This is a genomic window from Shewanella sp. SM29, from assembly GCF_025654245.1.
Taxonomy (GTDB): Bacteria; Pseudomonadota; Gammaproteobacteria; order Enterobacterales; family Shewanellaceae; genus Shewanella; species Shewanella oncorhynchi.
Genome location: NZ_JAKKRN010000033.1, coordinates 23,900 through 46,667 on the forward strand (window position 1 = coordinate 23,900; position 22,768 = coordinate 46,667).

Annotated in this window: 14 protein-coding genes; 8 read left to right on the forward strand and 6 right to left on the reverse strand. The window is 44.9% G+C overall.

Annotated elements, in window-relative coordinates:
* Positions 1-83: 83 nt before the first annotated feature.
* The 4 genes from L5L77_RS18435 to cysK all read right to left on the reverse strand — a co-directional run bounded on the left by L5L77_RS18435 (position 84) and on the right by cysK (position 6,764).
* Entirely contained in the window at positions 84-2,735 is a 2,652-nt protein-coding gene (locus L5L77_RS18435) for a TonB-dependent receptor plug domain-containing protein (RefSeq protein WP_263184828.1), read from the reverse strand.
* 627 nt (positions 2,736-3,362) lie between these two features.
* Positions 3,363-4,367, reverse strand: coding sequence for a TDT family transporter (locus L5L77_RS18440; RefSeq protein ID WP_263223313.1), 1,005 nt, complete (start codon positions 4,365-4,367; stop codon positions 3,363-3,365).
* A gap of 152 nt (positions 4,368-4,519) precedes the next feature.
* Positions 4,520-5,593, reverse strand: coding sequence for a methyltransferase (locus L5L77_RS18445; protein WP_263223314.1), 1,074 nt, complete (start codon positions 5,591-5,593; stop codon positions 4,520-4,522).
* A gap of 202 nt (positions 5,594-5,795) precedes the next feature.
* Positions 5,796-6,764, reverse strand: a complete 969-nt coding sequence (cysK, locus tag L5L77_RS18450; RefSeq protein WP_113940761.1) for a cysteine synthase A — start codon at positions 6,762-6,764, stop codon at positions 5,796-5,798.
* Between the two features lie 250 nt (positions 6,765-7,014).
* Between cysK and L5L77_RS18455 the strand changes: the two genes are divergently transcribed.
* Both L5L77_RS18455 and L5L77_RS18460 read left to right on the forward strand, forming a co-directional pair.
* Positions 7,015-8,217 (forward strand): RDD family protein, encoded by a 1,203-nt coding sequence (locus tag L5L77_RS18455; protein WP_263223315.1) that lies wholly within the window; start codon positions 7,015-7,017, stop codon positions 8,215-8,217.
* Positions 8,214-9,335 carry a beta-ketoacyl-ACP synthase III gene (locus tag L5L77_RS18460; RefSeq protein ID WP_219253774.1) on the forward strand — a complete coding sequence of 374 codons (1,122 nt, stop codon included), beginning with the start codon at positions 8,214-8,216 and terminating at the stop codon, positions 9,333-9,335. The genes L5L77_RS18455 and L5L77_RS18460 overlap by 4 nt, the downstream gene beginning before the upstream one ends.
* Before the next feature lie 100 nt (positions 9,336-9,435).
* Here L5L77_RS18460 and L5L77_RS18465 read toward each other — a convergent pair whose 3' ends face one another.
* Together L5L77_RS18465 and cysZ are read right to left on the reverse strand one after the other, a co-directional pair.
* Positions 9,436-11,877, reverse strand: a complete 2,442-nt coding sequence (locus tag L5L77_RS18465) for a DUF5916 domain-containing protein (protein ID WP_411569221.1) — start codon at positions 11,875-11,877, stop codon at positions 9,436-9,438.
* A 144-nt stretch (positions 11,878-12,021) separates the two neighbouring features.
* Positions 12,022-12,801, reverse strand: a complete 780-nt coding sequence (gene cysZ, locus L5L77_RS18470; RefSeq protein ID WP_131523549.1) for a sulfate transporter CysZ — start codon at positions 12,799-12,801, stop codon at positions 12,022-12,024.
* A 198-nt stretch (positions 12,802-12,999) separates the two neighbouring features.
* Here cysZ and L5L77_RS18475 point away from each other — a divergent pair, with 198 nt between their 5' ends.
* The 6 genes from L5L77_RS18475 to L5L77_RS18500 all read left to right on the forward strand — a co-directional run bounded on the left by L5L77_RS18475 (position 13,000) and on the right by L5L77_RS18500 (position 22,754).
* A complete protein-coding gene (locus L5L77_RS18475; RefSeq protein WP_263163327.1) occupies positions 13,000-16,416 on the forward strand; it encodes a chromosome segregation protein SMC in 3,417 nt (1,138 codons plus the stop codon).
* 23 nt (positions 16,417-16,439) lie between these two features.
* The gene (gene zipA, locus L5L77_RS18480; protein WP_219251477.1) at positions 16,440-17,513 is read left to right on the forward strand and encodes a cell division protein ZipA; all 1,074 of its coding nucleotides are present in this window, start codon (positions 16,440-16,442) and stop codon (positions 17,511-17,513) included.
* Positions 17,514-17,616: 103 nt separating this feature from the next.
* Entirely contained in the window at positions 17,617-19,674 is a 2,058-nt protein-coding gene (gene ligA, locus L5L77_RS18485) for an NAD-dependent DNA ligase LigA (protein WP_263163324.1), read from the forward strand.
* Positions 19,675-19,920: 246 nt separating this feature from the next.
* The gene (locus tag L5L77_RS18490) at positions 19,921-20,406 is read left to right on the forward strand and encodes a DUF2919 domain-containing protein (protein WP_131523553.1); all 486 of its coding nucleotides are present in this window, start codon (positions 19,921-19,923) and stop codon (positions 20,404-20,406) included.
* A gap of 222 nt (positions 20,407-20,628) precedes the next feature.
* Complete coding sequence (locus tag L5L77_RS18495) at positions 20,629-21,834, forward strand: HD-GYP domain-containing protein (protein ID WP_173244162.1); 1,206 nt, start codon at positions 20,629-20,631, stop codon at positions 21,832-21,834.
* Positions 21,835-21,890: 56 nt separating this feature from the next.
* Positions 21,891-22,754, forward strand: coding sequence for an SDR family oxidoreductase (locus L5L77_RS18500; protein ID WP_263163322.1), 864 nt, complete (start codon positions 21,891-21,893; stop codon positions 22,752-22,754).
* The last annotated feature ends 14 nt before the right edge of the window (positions 22,755-22,768 follow it).

Here is a 22,768-nt window from a genome sequence, read left to right on the forward strand (position 1 = left end):
GTGAAAGTAATGAAGTAAATAAAAACGGCATCCGAAGATGCCGTTTTTTGATTAGGTTCTAGTTCTAATTGAGAAATGCGATATTAGAACTTAACTTTGTATCCTGCAAATACTACACGACCTAAGATGTTGTGCGTATCAGTGTCGTATCCAGGGTAACCTAAGCTATAGTTAACTGTTGGCATGGCATCAAATAAGTTACGTGCACCTACAGTGACTTTCCCATAATTGTTGAAGTCATAGTTAAGTGTCATATCCCAAGTTGTAAACGAAGAGAAGTCTTGCTTATTAGTGCCGGCTTCCTGCTGTTGTGGTGTTTCACCATCATAAGAATCAATATATTTAGCGATTAAAGACGCGGAAAAATCGTCAATAGCGTAGCTAAATGTAGTATTGAAACGCAGTGGTGGATAACCTTTAGTTCCTAAAACATCATAGCGTTGAGCAATTGGACTTGCTTGCTCTGAATATTCAAGTGCATATGTACCCTCAACTGCGAACTTCAGCTCACCCATAGCGCCTAGATCGTATTTAGACGTAAAAGAGACATCAAGACCTGAGGTTTGTACGCCATCCATGTTGATGTTGCCAGCACCAATTTCATCGATTGTGCCATCAGCTTTACGTTTTACATAAATGTAGTTTGGATCGTAGGCGCCTAAACCAGCTGTCGCTTCTAAGTCGACAATAGTCTGAGCATCGATATAACTTACTTGGTCAGTGATTTCAATATTGTAGTAATCAACGACAAAATCAATATTTTCGGTGATGTTCCACACTGCACCAAATGAGTATTGAGCTGATTTTTCTGGTTCTAAATCTTTATTACCTGAACTTTTACGTAAATACTGGTTATCTTCACATGCTTTGTTACCTGCTTGTTGATCATCAGGTAAGCTTTGGCACAGAGTTGTATCAGTTATTGAATCATAACTTGTTGCTGGCTCGCCTAGTAAGTCGTCTAAAGACGGTGCTCTAAAGCCTTGTCCATAAGATGCTCTTAATACTAAGTTATCAAGCACTTCATAACGCACGTTAATTGAACTTGATAATTGGCCAACATCAGGAAGACTGTATTGGTCATAACGACTAGCAAGTTTAACGTTTAAATTTTCTAGAACTGGAAGCTCTAATTCAACAAATGCAGCTTTATAGCTTCGGTCACCAGCTGAATCACCACCATAAGTACCTAGTACATTGCCTGCCGCTTGTTGCGCATCACGAGTATCTTTGTACTCCATTTTTTGATATTCAACACCGACGGCATAGCCTAAATCGCCACCAGGTAATGCTATTGGTGCTAAAGCTGCCCAAGATAAACCTGTACCAGTTGTGTTCGATGTCGCTTTACGTGTTGCTGTATGCAAAAATGTATCTAAGGTTGCCTGTGTTGCATTGCCACCTTCCACAAAAGGGTTATACAGTTCTTTATCTACAGCTTCTTGTAACTTATCTTCAAAGACATAAGAGTCCGTTTCGATATTAACGACTTGATCAGAATATTGAACATACCAGCTTAATGAACCAGCATCTAATTCAAGATTCAAGCCAGTAACGATATCGACTACATTTGAGTCGAATTCTGTTTTGCGATCAGCTACACCTTTTAAGCGGTGATAGGCTTGAACCTCTGACGCTTGAGCTGTGCCATATGTTGGATTTAACTTGTTATCAGCAGCCATATATAGATTAGGAGTCCATAATGCTGTTGAAGATGTGGTTGATTTATCACGCATTACAATTGCTTGACCAAACCACTCTAGTTCATCAGAAATGCGATGAGTCATATTTGAAAAAATAGAGTCTTTAGTTTGTTCAGGTAAGTAATCTGTGCCATCAAAATGACTGAATCCACAGGCCGAGCCATCTTTAGTGGTAATAACTCTATCAGCAGGACAGTCTTTACCTGGAACTTGTAATCCTGTGTAAACAGGGTCATCAAATGTTCCATCAGCGCCTTTTCCTGGGCGAGATGCTACAGGACGATATGTTCCTTCTGGAGCATACAAACCACTTCGACCATATTTTTGGTCCCAGTTAGCTGTTATGTGAGGGCGTTGTCCACCTTGCAGAGGGTCAAATGCTTTATGTTCGATAACAACTAAACTACTACCTTTATCATCAGTTTTACCAAATGTAATAGAAGCAGATTTTTCATCACGGCCACCTTGTGTTGGGCTACCGAATTTTGCATCGAATGCTAAGCCATCGAATGTCTTTTTAAGAATTATGTTAATTACACCACCGATAGCGTCAGAACCATAAATAGCTGATGCACCATCACGTAAAATTTCGATACGCTCAATTGCATCCATAGGGATTAAGTTGAGGTTGGTTGAATCACCACCAAATGTTGCGGAAGGAGCGATCCGACGTCCGTTAATTAATGTTAGCGTACGGTTAGAGCCTAATCCGCGCATGCCTGAACTTGCATGGTTACTTGCTGAACTTCCAGCGTCACTAATAAAACTTCCCGCAGTATTAAATGGCATTTGAGCTAATACTGCAGAAACGTCGCTTAAGCCTGTTTTAGCTATATCTTCAGCCGATAAAACCGTAACAGGCAATGCTGATTCCATATCAGTTCTTTGAATACGAGAACCTGTTACTTCAATACGTTCAACTTTTGCACCGTCTTCAGCAGCAAATACTGCTGAAGTTGATAATGCTGCTGTAGCAACTCCGCTGATTAACGCAAAGCGAACTGCTTTGGCTAATGTAGATTTTGCGCGCATTCTATTCTCCCTTAACATTTGTTTTTTTGTTTAATTCTTATTTTATTAAAAGTCACTTTTGTAACCAATAAGTGTCACCTTTAATTAGGTTCAAGATATAACCACAAGAAAATAACAAGTGCAACATTCTAAATGTTTCTTAAATTGTTTCTGATTTGTAAAAGTTGATACTAAATGTTTTTTTAAAAAGGGTTTGCGCATCATTAATGCCGTTAGTGATGGTTATTTGGTATTTCACGTATCTTTTTTTTGTAAATTTTGTTTAAATTTTGTTTGGGTATTGAGTGTGTTATTGTTATATTGTTTTATTTTTGTTTTAATTTTGTTTTAATTTGTTTTTGGTTAAATCATACTTTTTTATTATTTTTATAGAGAAAATAGGAAATGTTGCTTATTTAGTTTGTCATTCCGTATATCTTCAGGTTTGCTCGTGAAGCTGAGCTTGATATAAAGGGTTCCATGCTGTTTAAGTTAGATAGTTTATTCTTTTAAATGTGCACTTTTTTAGAAGGCCTAGGATAGGTTTGGTTTGAAATTGAACAGTTTTTTTAGGGGGGTGTTTTAATATTCTTTTGAGTTTCAGTAGGTTTTTCTAATTAATGTGTGCAGAGTGCATATAATAGAGAATTAATTTTTACTTGGTTCTATTCTGTTTATTAGCTCTGCCACTTTAAATTGCAGTGGAAAGTAGTGTCCTAAATAACGTAGGGCGACATAGGCAACCACTAAGGTGGCGATTACCAGTTCGAATTCTGCTAAGTATTTTATCCATATCGCTAACTCACCCATGTTATTGAACTGCGTTAACCAAGCTGCGGTTTTAAAGAGGGCGGTTGCACCGATCACCATAGGGAAGGTAAAGGCGGCATAGCCTGGGCTAAAGGGCAGTTTTAGTAGGTGAAAGAAGGCCAAGTAGATGATGCTGGTCATCAGAATGGCGATGCTCAGTAGTAAGGCGACTAAGGGAATTGATGCCTGCTCACAAACAGTCAGATAGCCCGCGAGTGATAAACTGGCGGGAGCTGCAAGAATGGCAATGGTTGGTTTAGCGGCATCAGGTATCGTCTGACAGAAAATGAGGCGATAGAGCATCAAAGGTAGCATGATTAAGTAGGCTAACATTCCAAAAACCAAAATGGCGTTTGCTAACCATTGGTAATCAGACACAGGGAAAGACACCGCCGCGACGATAATGCCAATCGGTGGTACAAACCAGCTTGGAACCATGTGCTCGAGTTTAAAATCGATGGCGCGAAAGTAGATAAACGCGCTTAGGAAGATCACATGGATACCAATGGCGACTAGCCACAGAGTTAAGCCTGCATGGGGGAAATAATCGCCGAGTGATTTAGACACCACCATCAAGCCCATGGCGAAGGTGGGGATCACACTACCAATCACAGGGTGGCTTAGCTCGTCCTTTAAAATATTAGGATGAAGCATGAATTTACCCATGAGCAGTAGCAGCAACACAGAGGCTATGATGGCACCTGTGAGTTGTCCTGCGCCATTAAGTGAAGGTGTCATGTTCTCCCATGTCCAACCTAAGCTGGCAATTGCCAGTGCCAACCCAGCCATAGGGCTGGGAAGTTTAGCTGCGTGGGATGTCCAGCGTTTGCGTTTTGAAGTCATTTTGAATACCTCTCAATACTGACAATGCTTAACATCGCTTTTTTAGGGCGCTGTTTTGATGTATTTAGTGTACTGCGGGTATCAATGATAAATAAATTTGATTAATTTTATTCATTGCATAAGTTTTTTTTACTTTGATGTTGCTATTAAACTTAAGGTTTGAGTTTACAACGCAGTAGCGTGTGCCCTAGGCCAAGATTGTCTGTATCTTCATCCACATACAGTCCCGCTTGGTGAAGCAGGGCCAATAAATCCTTAGAGTGATACATGCGGCTGTTGCCATTGGCCATGGCGCTGAAATAGAGGCTAGTGGCATTTACGCAATAGGCGGAGGCGGCCGATGGCTGTCTATCCCAAAAGGTTTCGACGATAAAGAGTTGGCTGCTTGATGTCATTGCCTTTGCCGTGCGTTGTAAAATGCTCAGGATTTGGCTTTTTGAGAAGCAATCCAGAAATTGACTCATCCAGTAAGTATCGGCGCCTTCGACAAAGGGGAGTGAGTCGTCCAGCAGATCGGTGGCAAAGGTATGCACGCGTGCTGCAAAACCTCGTGCGAGTGCATTTTGTGTGGCTACCTCTAGTTGCCCCGGAAAATCCATAATCGTGACTTCAACGCTTGCGTCATAATCACAGCAGCTCAGTGCCCATTTTCCCGTATTGCCGCCTATATCCACTAAATGGATTGGCTTATGGGCGAACACTAACGGCAGAAGCTGTGGAAAGGCATGATCCGAATAGTAATGATCGAAGGCAAACCAGCTCTGTTTCGCTTTGGGTGGTAAATCCTTCAAGGCAGGGTAGATAGTATCCCAGTCACCGAAAACCTTGAGTCCTGCGGCCTTGCCTTCGAGTAGTGCGGTATCAAGGCTAAAAAGGCCTTGATAACAAACGTCCTGCACAAAGTTAAGGTTGATGGCGGCCATGTCGTCATGGAGTAAAAAGTGCCCCGTTTTGTCGAGGACATAGCCAGACTCATGCTGCCAAACGAGCCCCATGCTGAGCCCCATATCCAGCAAGACTCCAAGGGCGTACTCGCTCAGTGGTGTCGATTGGCTTAGCTCGGCCGCAGTGATCCCACGTTCAGCCGCGTTATCTATTTGCGCTAGCACATCGAATTTGAGTAGGCAGTGGGCGACTTGAAAGCTGATGGGGCCAAAGGCAATTTTTTGAGCTTCAAACTTCGCATTGAAGGCGCTGATGTTACTTGGTGTTCGGTAAAAAGACATAAAAAGGAATGAATTGGCGAGCGGGTCCGTTCTTTATAACCAAGTTAGCCGTGAAAGCCAGTTGAGATACGAAGAACTATGAGCTGTATCCAAACTTGAGCAGTAACTTATTTATGCTCTGTAATCGAGATCTAAATAATGGAATGCCATAAATAAAAATACCCAGCCAAAGCTGGGTATTTTAAGGACGAGAAAACGTCGTTTATTGAACGTTTTCTTCGTCGCCGAATTGGCCTTGGAACAAGACTGAAGATAGGTAACGCTCGGCAGCCGATGGTAAAATCACCACAATGGTTTTGCCTGCAAACTCTGGCAACTCAGCGATGCGGTTTGCGGCGACAACGGCGGCACCCGATGAAATACCCACTAAAATGCCTTCTTCTTGCATTAAGCGGCGGGCCATGTCGATGGCTTCATCGTTAGTTACAGCTTCAACACGGTCAATCAATTCTAAATCTAAGTTACCTGGGATAAAGCCAGCACCAATACCTTGGATTTTATGCGGCCCTGGTTGCACAGGTAAACCCGCTAAGGTTTGAGCTATAACAGGAGAATCTGCTGGCTCAACCGCCACTGAGGTGATGGTTTTACCTGCCACTTTTTTCAAGTAACGGCTTACGCCAGTAATTGTACCGCCAGTACCTACACCGGCAACAAACACATCCACTTCACCATCGGTATCATTCCATATTTCTGGACCTGTGGTTTTTTCATGGATTTCTGGGTTAGCAGGGTTATTAAACTGCTGCAATAAAATGTATTTTTCAGGAGCCGATTGGCGAATTTCTTCCGCTTTATCAATCGCACCTTTCATGCCTTTCGCGCCTTCAGTCAGCACGAGAGTTGCGCCTAGGGCTTTGAGTAGCTTACGACGCTCTAAACTCATGGTATTTGGCATGGTCAGGGTCAGTTTATAGCCACGGGCCGCGGCAACATACGCTAATGCAATACCTGTGTTGCCTGATGTCGGCTCAATCAGCTCGTGATTTTTTGTTAATAGACCTTTCTTCTCGGCATCCCAAATCATATTGGCACCGATACGGCATTTAACACTGAAACTTGGGTTACGGGCTTCGACTTTGGCCAGCACTTTACCTTGGCTAACACGGTTTAAACGTACTAGTGGTGTATTACCAATAGTATATGAATTATCTTCGAAAATTTTGCTCATGGATTGCTTGCTCCTATGTTGGCACTACTGAATCATAATCTGCTGTGGCGCTTTTAGAAGTGATTGTTTGTTCTTCTTTATTCGATTTGGTTATTAAAGGGTGTGCTGTTATTCGCAAACCCTGATTGGCAGCCAGTTTAACTGTGTTAACCTCTTGCTAACATAAAAAAGATTGTGGCATTAACAGGGATAACTTCTTGATGTCTCAATCGTAAAACTAGCCTATCACTCGTATCGGACAAGCGCAAAGATGAAGCAGCAACAAATGGATCTGGGTAAAGATCCAAAAACGATGGTAACACCAAAGGCATTTACCATTGCAGCAGCCGTGTTATATACCCCATTGGCGACACCGTTGAAGCGGATGTTAGCCATACTGATTGATGGTTTGCTGATCACTGTGTTAGCTGAGCAGATGGATTGGATGTTTGTCTTGCTGGTGGTCAGTATTATCTGGATTGAAAAGCGCAGTCGTAAGTTTGGTCGTTTATTAAAGTGGGGACTTTATGCCTTGATGTTGGTTTTTATGTTGCTGACAACCGCTAATAATCTGTTTGATTTTAATGGAACAGACGTTAAAAGCAGTGAGGGAGTAGAGCAACAATTGGCATTAGGTGAACAAATCATTACGTCACTACCAGCATTGATGTCGTTGAGCCAGTGCAATAATTATGCTTGTGGTAAAACTCAAGTTCAATCCCTACATGAAGCGATAAAAAGCGCTTCAGGATCAAAGGGCATGACAGAAAATGATCAACGTGAAATAGTGCTAGCAACCATAGCCAACAGTAGTTTGCCTGCCATAGACAGTGAAAAGTTACAGGCGGAAGTGCTTAATGGCAGCCTATGGCCTGTTATTACGCTTCCTGTTGAGTTGGCGACAACAGATTCTCCGCCTGAGCCACTTCAGCCTATTCAAGCTATTTCGCCGGATGTACAGCCGCAAAGCGCGGTGGCTGATGCAGTGAATGTGAGCTCTTCGCAATATTCTCGCCTCAGAACCGTTGATGAAGCTACAAGCCATAGAGTTGTCGCTTGGGTTAAAGGCTTTCTGAGTGATATGGGGCTGGGTTTTGGTTGGGCAGCGTTTTACTTTACCGTCTTTACTGCACGATTTGATGGTCAAACCTTAGGTAAGAAGATGCTGGGCATTCGGGTGATCCAGCTCGATGGTGCCAACATCAGTTTATGGGCCGCGTTTGGCCGTTATGGTGGCTATGCCGCAGGCTTTACCACAGGCTTACTTGGCTTTATGCAAATATTTTGGGATGCCAATCGGCAGGGGATCCAAGATAAAATATCTTCAACAGTCGTGATAGACTTAGTGCAAATGCATAAAAAGCAACGATTAGAGCAACAAGCGCAGGGGCAAAATGAGTTAGCACCTGTGCTTACGAGTGATGATGCATCCTCTGCTCACCTTACAACCAGTACCCGTTTGGAGCATTTATGAAACAGGTCGTCATTTCGGGGAGTGGCCTATTTACGCCGCCCCACAGTATTTCCAATGAAGCCTTAGTTGAGAGCTTCAATGCTTATGTGGATATTTTTAATCTTGAAAATGCAGGCTTAATTGAGCAAGGCCATGTTGCGGCTTTGTCCTATTCATCGAGCGAGTTTATTGAAAAAGCCTCTGGCATCAAGCACAGATATGTGATGGTGAAAGAGGGCATTCTGGATCCCGAAGTCATGATGCCGTTGATTCCTGAGCGCAGTAGTGACGAATTATCGATGCAGGCCGAGATTGGCCTTGAAGCCGCATTGATGGCGCTTAAAAATGCCAATCTCAAGGCTGAACAAATTGACTTAGTGATTGTTGCCTGCGCTTATACTCAGCGTGCGTATCCTGCTATGGCGATTGAAATTCAACGTGCACTGGGTACGCGGGGTTATGGTTACGACATGCAGGTAGCGTGTTCATCGGCGACGTTTGCAATTGTCGCCGCGGCTAATGCCATTGCTACGGGTTCTGCCTCAAGAGTGTTAGTGATCAACCCTGAGATTTGCTCGGCACAGGTGAATTATCGCGACCGTGACAGCCATTTTATCTTCGGTGATGTGGCGACGGCTCTGGTACTGGAAGAACAAAGCTTAGCCCCGTCTGACCATGTGTTTAAGATCCTCTCGAGCCGCTGTTTTACTGATTACTCGAACAATATTCGCAGTAATTTCGGTTTCTTGAACCGCTGCGATCCGAGTGCGGCCCATCAAGCCGATAAGTTATTCCACCAACAAGGGCGCAAGGTATTTAAAGAGCTGTTGCCGATGATTTACCAACATTTGGATGAACATCTGGCCGAACAAGCGTTAACGCCACAGTCCTTCAAACGTTTGTGGTTACATCAAGCGAACATCAACATGAATCAGTTTGTGGTGAGAAAGTTGCTTGGGGATGATGTGTCAGCGGAACAAGCGCCCGTGGTACTAGATGAATACGCCAATACGGCTTCCGCGGGTTCTGTGATTGCATTTCATAAGTTTTCCGGTGACTTTAAGACTGGCGATTTAGGTTTATTGAGTTCGTTTGGCGCAGGATATTCTATTGGTAGTGTTATTCTGCAGAAGGTCTAAGATTCTCACCGTCATAATAAAAAGCCCACATCGAGGAAGATGTGGGCTTTTTTATGTCAGTTGTTTGCCTAAGTTGCTTTTTGTTTAATGTAATGATTGTTTATAGCAGCCATGCGTAACTTAACTTCATAAAGTAGGTTTTCTCGTCCCGCGTCAGGCGGCTTAACTCATCATTAGCCTGCAAACTATCAGAGTATCCGAGGTAGAATACACTCTGCGGATTGAGTTTATAACCGTAGAGGAGCTCATTGCCTAAATGCGCTTCCTCACTCTGCGGCGCCGAATATAAATACTGCGCCACATTGCGATTTATCCGGGTGTAAATGCTAGAAAGGCGAATAAAACTGTGTAGACTGAATTGCCAGTTGAGGCGTACATCGCTCAGATTCGCGGTAAAAAGCGCACCTTGTTCCAGATCCATTTGCTGATAAAGATGGGAGATATCGATAGAAAGTCCATTAGCAATTTTCCAATTGATACTCGGGTTCATTTGCGTTTGAGTGCCCAGCCTATCATTGATAAAATCAATTTCATCGCCGTAGTACATTTCAAGCTCCATACTCAGGGGCGATAACGGGGTTACTGCGCCATAAAACCACACTTGGGTTTCATCATATAGTTGACTATTTCCGGCGATAGTGAGCTGTGAAGCATTGCGGCGAGGGCCCACACGTTCACGGGTTTCTACACCAAAGGTGATTTCGCTTTGTAATGCGCCGAGGATTTCGATGTAGGCTTCATACTCTTCTTCAAGTCGTTCGCCTGCTTGGTTATGAGTGATATCCCAATCTCCCGCTAATTCCACCTTGTTAAAGGTGCCCGTAGGATACCAAATCAAACCCGCACCAGCCTCAAAGGTGCGGTAATCGATTTTTTCGACAAAGCCTAAATCGGCACGAAAATCGGGATCAACTGCGTTGTATTCACTGTAAGCAAACCAATTTCGCTCTTCGTGTTTAAAGGTTAACTGATATAAATTGCCGCCAAAGCGGCTATCAGATTGGCTACGTAATACTTGTTCGTTGAGTTGGCAGTGACCGAGTTCGCAATCAAGCTGAGATTGGCCACAGGGCAAACCATTACTAGGGTCATTTTCAGTATCAGTACAAAATTGACGATAAACTCCCGTGGGGTACTGAGTATCTGATTGGGCCACTTGCGCAGTGAAACTGTCCTGTGGTGTTGGTTGATATTTCGCATCCAGACTAATGACATAGTTGTGGTAATCGGGTTGGCTGTTAATCCCATAGTGTGGGTTATTTGCTGTACCATTGTGAGTGTTGTCACTGCTCGTTTTCGCGGTAAGTAATCCACCGATGGAGAAGGTTTTGCTCATGTCGAAACGATAACGTCCCGCAAGGTTCAAACTTTCTTGATCAAGCGAGGCAACTTCTGAGCTTAAATTTCCCGGTACCAAAAACGTGGTTTGGCTATCGTTACTCGCTAGCAGAGCTAAAGTATGATCATCGCTCTTACTTGTCAGTTTTATACCATAGTCTGGTGCAACAATATTGCGGGTGTGCAGCAGATTCACCTGTGTGTCGAAATAGTCTTTATTATCCAAAAAGAACGGCCGTTTCTCATCATAGAACAAGGAGAAAGTGCTGTTCACATCGAGCTGGCCAGCATCAGATTCGACTTGGGAAAAATCGGGATTAATGGTGGCATTGAGTAAGGTGCTGGAATTAATGCCCCAGCGTAAGTCTACACCTGGCTCGAGATTGTTATCTGCTTCCCAGCCATCCGCCTGTTTATGTTCGTTACGGTTGGCGATAAAAGTCGGGGTGATTTGTACATCCTGTCCTTGTTCTGCCCCCGCTAAGCCAGAAGCCACACCTAACTGACAAAGTTGACAACTCGTATTTCGGTCAATCTTATGGGTCGATAGGCGATGTTTTTCATTGCGTGGATAATAACGAATTAACTCAAAGCCCCATTCTTGTAGGCTTTTCTTGTCGTCAAAGTTGAACAGTCTCAGTGGTAATTCGACTTCGACCTGATAGCCATCGGCGGTGATCTTGCCTGCGGATTTCCAAATCCCATCCCATGCTTCGCTTTCTTCACCCGTTAATTCGTTTTCAATTGAGTCTAATTGCACGCCAAGGGGATTAATAAAAAATTGGTATGCTAAACGGGCATTATTAAAAGTATCGAGTTTAATTCCGACTAAATCATCACTCCACAGCTTGTCTCTGTCCTTGAGGGTTGCCCGAATGAGTTTGGGATTAATGTCTTTGGCAGTAAATGCCACAAAAAGACTGGTTTTAGTCGCATAGACTCGCGCCTCGGTTTTCACTAATGCGGCAATGTTTTCCCCTGGTTGGGTTTCGTATTTGAGCTCTGTGACTGCGGCTTGTTGCCAAATGGCATCGTCCAACTCACCGTCGATATTGGCAGCACTGTTAAGTGTTGGAATGGCTAACTGAAATTGGCTGGCATAGCCAGCAAGACAAGTTACAGGTAGAAAAGTAAGACTAGATAAGATTATGGCTAAGATTGATTTCAACAAAAAAGACTCAAATAACACATTCGTGGCGCGCATTTTGCCAGAAAACGTGAAGTTAACAATAGCGAGTAATTGTTACAAGGTTTGCGTTGATTTTAACGAGGCGAAACATGATTGGATTATTGGGTCTAAAAAAATTGGGGAGCAGTGCTGAGCCATGACTCAGCACTGCTGGTGTTACTACTCGGGTGCGATTGCATGGTTGCGATACGCTTCACGATACTTATCGACCCACATGGCCGTCGCGCCACAAATCGCCACTGGCATGACGATAAAGTTGACTATGGGGATCATCGAAAATAGCGTCACAGTGGCGCCAAAGCTAAAACTGGTGCCACGGGTTTGATTCAAGGCAAAGCGCATATCTTTAAAACTGACCTTGTGGTTATCGAAGGGATAATCGCAGTACTGAATCGCCATCATCCAAGCGCTGAACAGAAACCATAAAATCGGCGCCAGCGTCTGGCCTACCATAGGCACTAAAAACAATAACAAAAATACCAGTGCGCGGGGCAGATAGTATTTGAGTTTGATCCACTCACGCCCAAGGATACGAGGTAAGTCTTTGATTAAATCAATACCAGAACCGGTATTCAGCTGCTTACCAGTTAACAACTGCTCGACTTTTTCAGCCAACAGACCATTAAAGGGGGCGGCGAGCCAGTTCATGACGGAGCTAAATACAAAAGCAAGCATCACCAGCATAGTGGTGACGGCGAGTGGCCAAAGTAAAAAGTTTAACCAGCTTAAGTACTCAGGGAGCTGCGCATTCATCCAAGTGAATAGCGTATCTAACTGGCCTATGGCTACATAAATGACGCCAGCAAACAGCAGAAGGTTAATCATTAGCGGAATAAATACGAAAGTGCGCAGGCCTTTACGTGTGATTAAACCAAAGCCATCGAGAAAATAATTAACGCCACTTTTGGCTGGGAAGGGCAAGGTTTTTTTCTGTGTCATATCGTTTTTCCAAAAAAGTTAAGCGACAGCTATATGCGATTGTGATCAACTCATGGACAGATGACAAGCTAAAAGCCGCATGAATTCAATAAAAAGCGTTACAAAATGCTGCCTGCTTTGTTAAAGTTGGCCGATAAATGCATTTACACCGCTCGGCTCATTTTCGGGCCAGACTTCAGAGACGCGCTAACTGGCACCATGAGATTAAAACAGATAAAACTTGCCGGCTTTAAGTCGTTTGTCGATCCCACGAAAATTCCTTTTTTACAGGCATTAACCGCCATTATTGGCCCAAATGGCTGCGGTAAATCGAACGTGATCGATGCAGTGCGTTGGGTGCTCGGTGAAAGCTCGGCGAAGCACCTACGCGGTGATTCTATGGCTGATGTGATATTTAACGGTTCAAGCGCGCGAAAACCTGTGTCTGTGGCGGGTGTTGAACTTATTTTTGAAAACAAAGAAGGTCGCCTCGCTGGTCAGTATGCCAGTTATGAAGAAATCGCCGTTAAGCGTCAAGTGAGCCGCGACGGTGAGTCTTGGTATTTTCTCAATGGTCAAAAGTGTCGTCGTAAAGACATTACCGACTTGTTTATGGGCACAGGTCTTGGCCCGCGAAGTTATGCCATTATCGAGCAAGGCACTATTTCCCGCCTGATTGAATCTAAACCCCAAGACTTGCGTACCTTTATTGAGGAAGCCGCTGGGATTTCCCGCTATAAAGAGCGTCGGCGCGAAACTGAAAACCGTATTCGCCATACCCGCGAAAACCTCGAGCGTTTGGGCGATATTCGCAGTGAACTCGGTAAGCAGTTAGATAAACTCGCGCAGCAGGCTAAAGCCGCTAAGCAATATCGTGAGCTTAAGCAGGCCGAGCGTAAGACCCATGCTGAACTCCTTGTGATGCGCTATCAAGAGTTGCAAGATCAGATGGCGAGCCTATCTGAGCAGATAAGTGCTATTGAAGTACAGCAAGCGGCGGCGCAGTCACTCGCGCAAACCGATGAATTACAAACCACTGAACTGCAAGTGCAACTCGCGCAACTGGCGGAGCAAGAGCAGCGAGCGGTTGAGGCCTATTATCTGACCGGTACTGAAATCGCTAAGTTAGAGCAACAGCTACAGAATCAAAAGCAGCGCGACGCCCAGCTCGAAACCCAGTTGGCGCAAGTCAAAGAGCAGATCCAACAAAACACCGATAAGCTTAACGGCTATAAAGCGAGTCTTAGTGCGTTAGAGCTTGAGCTTGCCAAGCTTGGGCCACAGCATGATGAGCAACAAGAGCTCATGGATGAGCTGCAATCCCAATGGGAAATGAGCATAGAACGCAGTCAGCAGCAGGCCGAAGTGGCGCGCCAACAGGCCGCGGATGTTTCTCAGCATAAGTTGCAGCTTGAACTGCGTCGCAGCCAGTTAGCGCATCAGCAGCAATTACAGCAACACAAACAGCAGCAAAGTCGTGAGCAGCAGGCGCAACTTTCGGCGTTAATGGATGGTGATCTCGCATCGAGTATTACACCATTGCAGCAAGATATTGAGTCTTTGGATGATGCGCTCACACTGCAAAATGAAATTAATCATCAGCAAGAACAAAGTGTAAGTGCAAGTACGCAAGCCTTAGATGAAGCCCGCCATAGCGCTGAGCAAATTCAGCAGCAATTAACTGCGACTAAAGCGCGCCATGAGCTGGTTGAACAGTGGTTGACTAAGCAAGAACAGCAGAGTGATAAACCGCAGTTATGGCAGAGTTTAACCGTTGAAAATGGTTGGGAAACCGCGGCCGAACTCGCCCTAAATGGCTTGTTGACCTTGCCCGTTGGCGTCACTGAAACTGAAATGGGGTTTCAAGCATTAGCGTCACAATCAAACCAAAGTGAATTTTTACAGGCTAAGGTGAATCTCGCCCCTTGGTTAGCGGGGCTTAAGTGGGCAAAGGATATCCATGCAGCTAAAGAACTGCTGCCACAACTAACATCCGATCAACGGATTGTCACTGCCGACGGTTATCTACTGGGACAAGGTTTTTTAATCACGAAAACAGAGGGCGCCCAGTCACTGGTGCAACTCAGTAAAGAGCAAGCTCAGTTAGCGCAAAATATCCTCGATTTGCAACAATCCCTGCAGATTCGGCAAGACAAGATGACAGATCTTGCGGCTATTTTGCAGCAACAAAGACTGCAACTGACCTATGGCGCGCAAAAATTACATCAATTGCAGTTAGACAAAGCGACTAAGTCGATGCAGCTTAGTGGTTTAATCGAGCAAGTGAAGGCGCGCGTCGAACAGCAAAGTAAACTCGACGCGGCTTTAAGTACGAGTTTGATTGATATTGAACGCTTAAGCGAGCAATGCGAATTATTAGCAGAACAAGAAATGGAGCTCGATGAGACGCTGCAGGCAAGTGAAGATATTCAACGGCAACTCATCCAAGACACGCAGGCCGATAGTGTGCGCCATCAAGCATTAAAAGGGCGTATTACTGAGGTAGAACGTCAATTATCAGCCACTGCGACGGGTTTGCAAGCCGTGACGATGCGCATGGCCGTGAGCACGGAGCAAATTGAATTACAGCAAGTGCGTGTCAATGAACTCATCCACTCCCGCGAGTCTGTGTTAACAGAACTTGCCAAAGTTGCCCAATTGAGTGGGGTGCAAAATAGTGGGCAGCTGACTGAACAGTTAACGCAGTTACTAAAGCAACAACATGAGCAACAACAGGGCTTAAAAGAGGTTCGTCAGCAGCAAAGTGTGCTCACAGACACATTAAACCGTATAGGAATAAAGCAAAAACAAGAGCTTGGTAAGCTTGAGGACTTGACTCAAAGCCTGAGCACGTTAAAGTTACGTCGTGAAGGAATAAAAGGCCAAGCGAATAGTCAGCTGGAAGCCTTACAGGAACAGCAAATCATTCTGTCTGAAATCCTTGGAAACTTGCCCGCAGAGGGGATGCCAGACAAGTGGCAGAGTGATTTAGATCAAATACGGCAGAAAATTGTTCGTTTAGGTGCCATTAACCTTGCGGCGATCGAAGAATTTGAACAGCAAAGTGAGCGAAAATCTTATCTTGATCATCAAGATGACGATTTAAATAAAGGGCTTGCAACCTTAGAGGAAGCGATCCGTAAAATAGATAAGGAAACCCGAAGCCGCTTTAAGACGACATTTGATTCAGTCAACGAAGATCTCGGACGCTTATTTCCGAAAGTGTTTGGCGGCGGCCGAGCTTATTTAGCGTTAACTGACGACGATTTGCTAGAAACGGGCGTGACTATCATGGCCCAACCACCGGGGAAGAAGAACAGCACAATCCATCTTCTTTCGGGTGGTGAAAAAGCATTAACCGCTTTATCATTGGTATTCGCCATTTTTAGGCTGAATCCTGCTCCCTTCTGTATGTTAGATGAAGTGGATGCGCCATTAGACGATGCCAACGTAGAACGCTTCTGTCGATTGCTAAAAGAAATGTCACAGAGCGTACAGTTTATTTATATCAGCCATAACAAAATAACCATGGAAATGGCGGATCAACTTATTGGCGTGACTATGCACGAGCCCGGTGTGTCTCGTATAGTTGCGGTAGACATAGAGCAAGCGGTGGCGATGGCTGACGCTGGATAACTAGAAGAAAGACAGGGTAACCAATGGAAGATTTGCAACTAGTATTGTTCGTTTTAGGCGCCATAGCCATAGTTGCTGTGCTGGTGCATGGATTTTGGTCTATCAGAAGACAACAGCCTAAATCATTGAAAGATAGCCCAATGAGCAACTTTTATAAGAAACAGGCTGAGAAAGGTGAGCCGAGTCCGAAGCGGATCGATTCAGAAGGGTTTGATGCCGATGGTATTGGCGCCGTACGCGTGCGCAAAGCCGGTGAACTTGCACCTAACAACGAAACTCCTGCGACCAATCCTTATTTGAAGCAGGAAGTAAAGCTAGAACCTAAGCCTGAATTTAAACCACAAGAGTTTAAATCAGCAGAATTTAAACCAGAGTTGAAAGTTGGCCCTAAACACGAGCCTGTAACAGCTCAGCCTGATTTTAGCTTGCAGCCACCCGTGGCAAAAGAGCAACACCGTGGCCCGAAAGTCTCGCGTCAAGAGCCCGTTTTGAACACTCAAGTGAGTACGCAAACTCCGCCAATGGGTCAATCTCATGCGGCTATCGTCGCGCAAAAAGCGGCTGAGCAGGAACATGCGTTACGTAGTGCAGCTCCGCAGCAAACGGCCTTGTTTGACGAAAATGAATATAAAGAAGATAGATATCAAGAAGAGGTTGTCGAACAAGCCGCTGAAGATGAGTTAGGTGAACCACGCGACGTACTGGTATTACACGTGGTCGCTAAAGAGGGTCTACAGCTTAACGGAGCCGAATTGCTACCTTGTTTCTTAACCTTGAATTTTAAATATGGCGATATGAATATTTTCCATCGCCATGTGGATAATGCTGGCAATGGTAAAGTATTGTTCTCGATAGCGAATATGCTAAAGCCTGGCGTGTTTGATCCGGATAATATGGAGCAGTTCAGTACCCAAGGTGTGGTGTTTTTCATGACTTTGCCTTGCTACGGTGACGCCCTAATGAATTTCTCGATTATGCTTAACTCGGCGCGTCAACTCGCGGATGATATCGATGCGGTCGTGCTTGACGGACAACGCCAACCTTGGGGTGAGTTCACTAAGCAAGATTATTTACACCGCATTCGCGCTAACGCTTAAGCCGACGCCGCAACTTGGCGGTTAATACATTGATGAGGCCGCGATTGCGGCCTCATTTTTTGTGATCTACTTTTTGTGATCTAAAGAATTCTGGATAAAGAATATGCAAGACATTCAAATCGATACACTTCTGTCTAAAGACGTCACCCCAGAAAACGCATCGCAGGTGATGCAGGCGCTCAGCCAATCGCTGAACGAGCACAACATTCGTTACTATGTGGACGATGCTCCGAGCATTACCGATTCTGAGTACGACAGGTTGATGCAGCGTTTACTCAAGTTAGAAGCCTTGTATCCCCATTTGATTGTCGCTGATTCACCGACTCAAAGGGTGGGCGGATTAGCGCTCGCCAAATTTGATCAAATCACGCACCTTAAGCCTATGTTAAGCCTAGATAACGCCTTCGATGAGGCGGATTTCAGTGCTTTCCATAAGCGTGTCACCGATAAAGTGGGTGAGGTGAGCTTTTGTTGTGAGCCTAAACTTGATGGCCTTGCCGTGAGTATCTTGTATCGCCATGGTGTGCTCGAGCGTGCGGCGACGCGCGGCGATGGTTCAGTGGGTGAAGACATCACTGAAAATGTTAAAACCATTAAATCGATCCCGCTTAAATTACGTGGTAATGACTTCCCTGAACTCGTTGAAGTACGCGGCGAGGCTTTTATGCCAAAAGCCGCTTTTGAAGCTTTGAATGACAGGGCGCGCGCCAAAGATGAAAAACTCTTCGTGAATCCGCGTAACGCAGCAGCAGGTAGCTTGCGACAACTTGACAGTAAAATTACTGCTGCCCGTTCATTGGCTTTTTATGCCTATGCGCTCGGTGTGGTGGAGCCGGATTCCCATCCGTTAGCTAAAACCCATTTCGAGCAGTTACAGCAACTTAAATCGTGGGGTTTACCCGTAAGTAGCGAAATTAAAGTCTGCGCTGAACTAAGCCAAGTCTATGACTACTACAAAGATATTCTCAGCCGTCGCGGTGATTTAGCCTTTGAAATCGATGGCGTAGTGATGAAAGTTAACGACATTGCCCAGCAGCAACGTTTAGGCTTTGTGGCTAAATCACCCCGCTGGGCGATTGCTTATAAGTTCCCCGCACAGGAAGAAATGACCCAACTTGAAGGCGTTGATTTTCAAGTGGGCCGCACAGGTGCTGTCACGCCAGTAGCACGCTTAAAGCCAGTGTTTGTTGGTGGCGTGACGGTATCGAATGCGACGCTGCACAATGCCGATGAAATTGCCCGCTTAGGCATTAAAGTCGGTGACACAGTGATCATCCGCCGCGCTGGCGATGTTATCCCACAAATTGTTGGCATAGTGCCCGAAAGACGCCCTGAAACGGCGACAGACATTGTATTTCCGCATAATTGCCCTGTGTGTGGCAGTTTAGTCGAGCGCCTAGAAGGTGAGGCTGTGGCTCGCTGTAGCGGAGGTTTATTCTGCGAAGCGCAGCGTAAAGAAGCGATTAAGCATTTTGCCTCCCGCAAGGCTTTAGATATCGATGGTATGGGCGACAAAGTCGTTGAGCAATTGATTGATAAAGAGTTAGTTCAAAGTCCTGCGGATCTGTTTAAGCTCACCGCTTCTATGATGACTATGCTTGACCGTATGGGGATGAAGTCAGCAACCAATTTAGCGGCCGCGATTGAAGCGGCCAAAACCACCACTCTCGCGCGTTTCTTATATGGCTTAGGTATTCGCGAAGTGGGCGAGGCGACGGCAGCAAACCTAGCGGCGCACTTTGCCAGTCTAGATGCGCTGCGGGTGGCCACTGTGGAGCAGTTAACTGAAGTGGAAGATGTTGGTGCTGTCGTTGCCCAGCATGTGGCCCACTTTTTTGCCCAGCCCCATAACCTTGAAGTTATTGATGCTTTAGTTGCTGCTGGTGTGCATTGGCCCGCCATTCAAGCACCTAGTGCAGATGCTCAGCCGCTTAAAGGCCAAACTTGGGTATTGACTGGCACCTTAAATCAGCTCAATCGCAATGATGCTAAAGCGCAGTTGCAGGCGCTGGGGGCGAAAGTGGCAGGCAGTGTCTCCAAAAATACCGATTGTTTAGTGGCAGGTGAGGCGGCAGGTTCAAAACTGGCTAAAGCGCAGGAGCTTGGTGTTAAAGTGATGGATGAAGACGAGTTGTTAGCCCTTCTCGCCGCGAACGCTTGATTGGCGTCATTTCAGAGAGGGCGTTGGCTTGATGTTGATTCAATGCCGGCTGTAACGGCTGCAGCCTTGTATCAAGGGGTGAATACCGCCGAATAGCAGATATTAAATAGCGCCTGGCCCAAGGCGCTATTTTTGTCTGAAAATAATCAAGGTGCGGAAAGATTATCTGCTTTGGCTATTGAATTAACCGCGATTGGCACCATCTCCTTGATATGCTGTTTTAGATTTTGCTGATTGGAAACCTATTTGAATTTTAGTCACATCACTTGGCTCGATGATAAAGGCCACATTAAACCGCCCATCTTTTTATATGCGCTTTTGGCTTATCTCGCGCGTGGTTGGTGTATTTTTATCGCCTCGCTGACTCAGATGGGTGACCGTTCTGAGTTAGTGCGGATTTTTTACCCTGAAAAGTCAGATTTTTTGCTAGCACTCGGGGCGGGACTTGGCGCGGTTTTGATTTATCTTGTGGTGATAGCTGAACGTCGACGTTCGCCCCAATGGTTAAGACCGATTTTTGTGCATTTAAAATGGGGGTTGTGGTTGCTGTTGATTATTGATGGCGTTTTGTTGGGTCAGCGATTGATCCATGGCCAATTTCTGTTTCATTGGAGTCTTGCTTTAGATGCTTTAATGTTATTTTGGTCGAGTATTTATCTTATTAAATCGAAGCGACTCAGTTATTACCTCCGTGATTGGCCAAAAGAAGAAGCTAAAGAACTTCAGCCTTAGTTTTTATCGTATTGTTATATAATAACTTTATTTAGATCTGAGCGGTGGGGCACATGACGATGTGTTCTATCCCTCAGTTTGATAAGGATTTTTACCTTATTTCTCCATTGAATGCTTTGAATCATCTATAGTTATATGTACTTAGCTTAAATGTGCCCTGTTGGATACGCAGATGAGGCCATCTGTTTATATCCACATTACATTTGAAAGGAGTCATATTGCGTGGCAAAAGTACCTCAAAAAAAGTTGTTACTGTCAGAAATTCAACTTGGCATGAGAGTCAAGTTGCCTTTGTCATGGACGAACCACCCTTTTTTATTTAACCGTGTTGATATTAGCAGTGCCGCTCAAATCGAAATGATCCGTGGCTTAGGCGTTCCCTATGTTTTTTTGTTATCTGAATTGAATCCCGGCTCGGAGACTGTTAGGGAAGATGAGGATGTTGAAGATGAAATTGAAGTTCCACCTGAGCGAGATCTTAAGGCCGATACCCGTAAGGCGATACGTTTAAGCCAAAAGCGTTTCCTTGAGAATGTAAATAACTGCCGAAATGTATTTGGCAAGATAGCCAGTGATCCCGAAGGTGCCTATCGATTATCGGCGGCACTGGTAGAAGACTTGCTCAGCCATCTACAGGAAGTTGAAAAACCTTTCCTCACTTTGGTTGGAATGGATGATAACGATGTCAGTGTGACCCAGCACGGCGTCTCCGTGGCAGTATTAGCAATGATGATGGGCCATGCACTGGATTTAAGCCCAAGGGAACTGCGTGATATTGCTCTTGGTAGTTTGTTACATGATATTGGAAAACTTAAGGTACCTGATGTTATTCGCCGTAAGCGCGGAGCCTTAACACCTCATGAGTCAAATTATCTGCAAATGCACCCTAATTTCGCCTATGACATGCTCAATCGTTCCGGATTATTCCCTAAAGAAGTACTACACATTGTGCTACACCACCATGAGTTTATTGACGGTTCAGGTTTCCCTGATGGGTTAACTGACCATAAAATTCCTATCATTACGCAGATCGTGAGTTTGGCAAATGACTACGATCAACAGCTCAGTGGTCAACAAATATCCTCCCCTCAAGTCGCTTTAGGTTATTTGTTTAAGAATCGGGCCACTAAACATGCCGAATCTTTAATCGCTATTTTGGTTAAAATTCTCGGTATTTATCCACCAGGAACCATAGTGAAACTCTCCGATGGCTGTATCGCAAAAGTCATGATGACGACTAAAGATGTGAGTCAACCCCAAGTGTGGGCCTGCAAAGAGGATGGCAGTGAGCCATCGCTGCGTTTTTTAAGTAATGAAGGCGTGACAGTACAAAAAGCCATCAAGGCGGAAGAGTTGTCCGAGGGTGCTATTCGTACCTTACAAGTCGATAAAGGGATTAGTTTTTATTTTAGTTCGCTACAAGCTTGAATCTTATGCGCTAAGTTCCGTATTCTATCCGCTGATGTGATTCCCTTAGGGCTAATATGGCGAATGTAAAAGCAGAAAACAGCGCAGTAAAATCCAGTGTTGCTTTGGTCGGTTGTGGTTGGTTTGGTTTTGCTTTGGCAAAGCAACTTGTCCATGAAGGCTATCGAGTCACTGGCTGTAAGCGCAGTGCCGAAGAATTATCGGTATTAACTGAAGTCGGGATTGAAGCCTATCCGCTGCAATTGGGCCACGAAGCATCATCTGCCTCCGATGCTCAGGCTTTAAGCGGTTTATTTCAGACTGATTATCTGGTGGTCAATATTCCTCCACGGCTAAAGCGTGGTAATGCCGCTTATCTTGAAGAATTACAACAACTCATCGCATTAACTCAAGGCTGGCAATATCAGCGGATTGTGTTTATCAGCACTACGGGCGTATATCCGACCCAAGATAAATTGATGACAGAAGCCGATGCGATGGCAGAATCAAGCGATAGCCAAGTGCTGTTAGATGCTGAAGCTTTATTTCAAGCATTGCCCCATACCTGTATCGTTCGTTTTGCTGGGCTCGTCGGTCCTAAACGTCATCCTGGGCGTTTTCTTGCTGGAAAAACCGATGTGAGTGGGGCGAATGTCGCGGTAAATTTAGTCCATCTTAGTGACTGTGTGCGCGCGGTTAGCGCAATTCTCGCGGCAACTCATTCTGGATTATCAGTGGCGCCGATTTATAATCTTTGCGCACCTTCACATCCGACTAAAGCTGAGTTTTATCAAGCTGCTGCCGAATCTCTAGGTTTAGTCGCGCCAGAATTTAATCAACAATCTATGCCGAGTAAAGTCATCCAAGCTGACGCGATTGTCACGGATTTAGGCTTTCGATATCAGTATGTTTCGCCGCTGGATATGCTAGCGTCATGTTGAGAAAGGTTCATTAC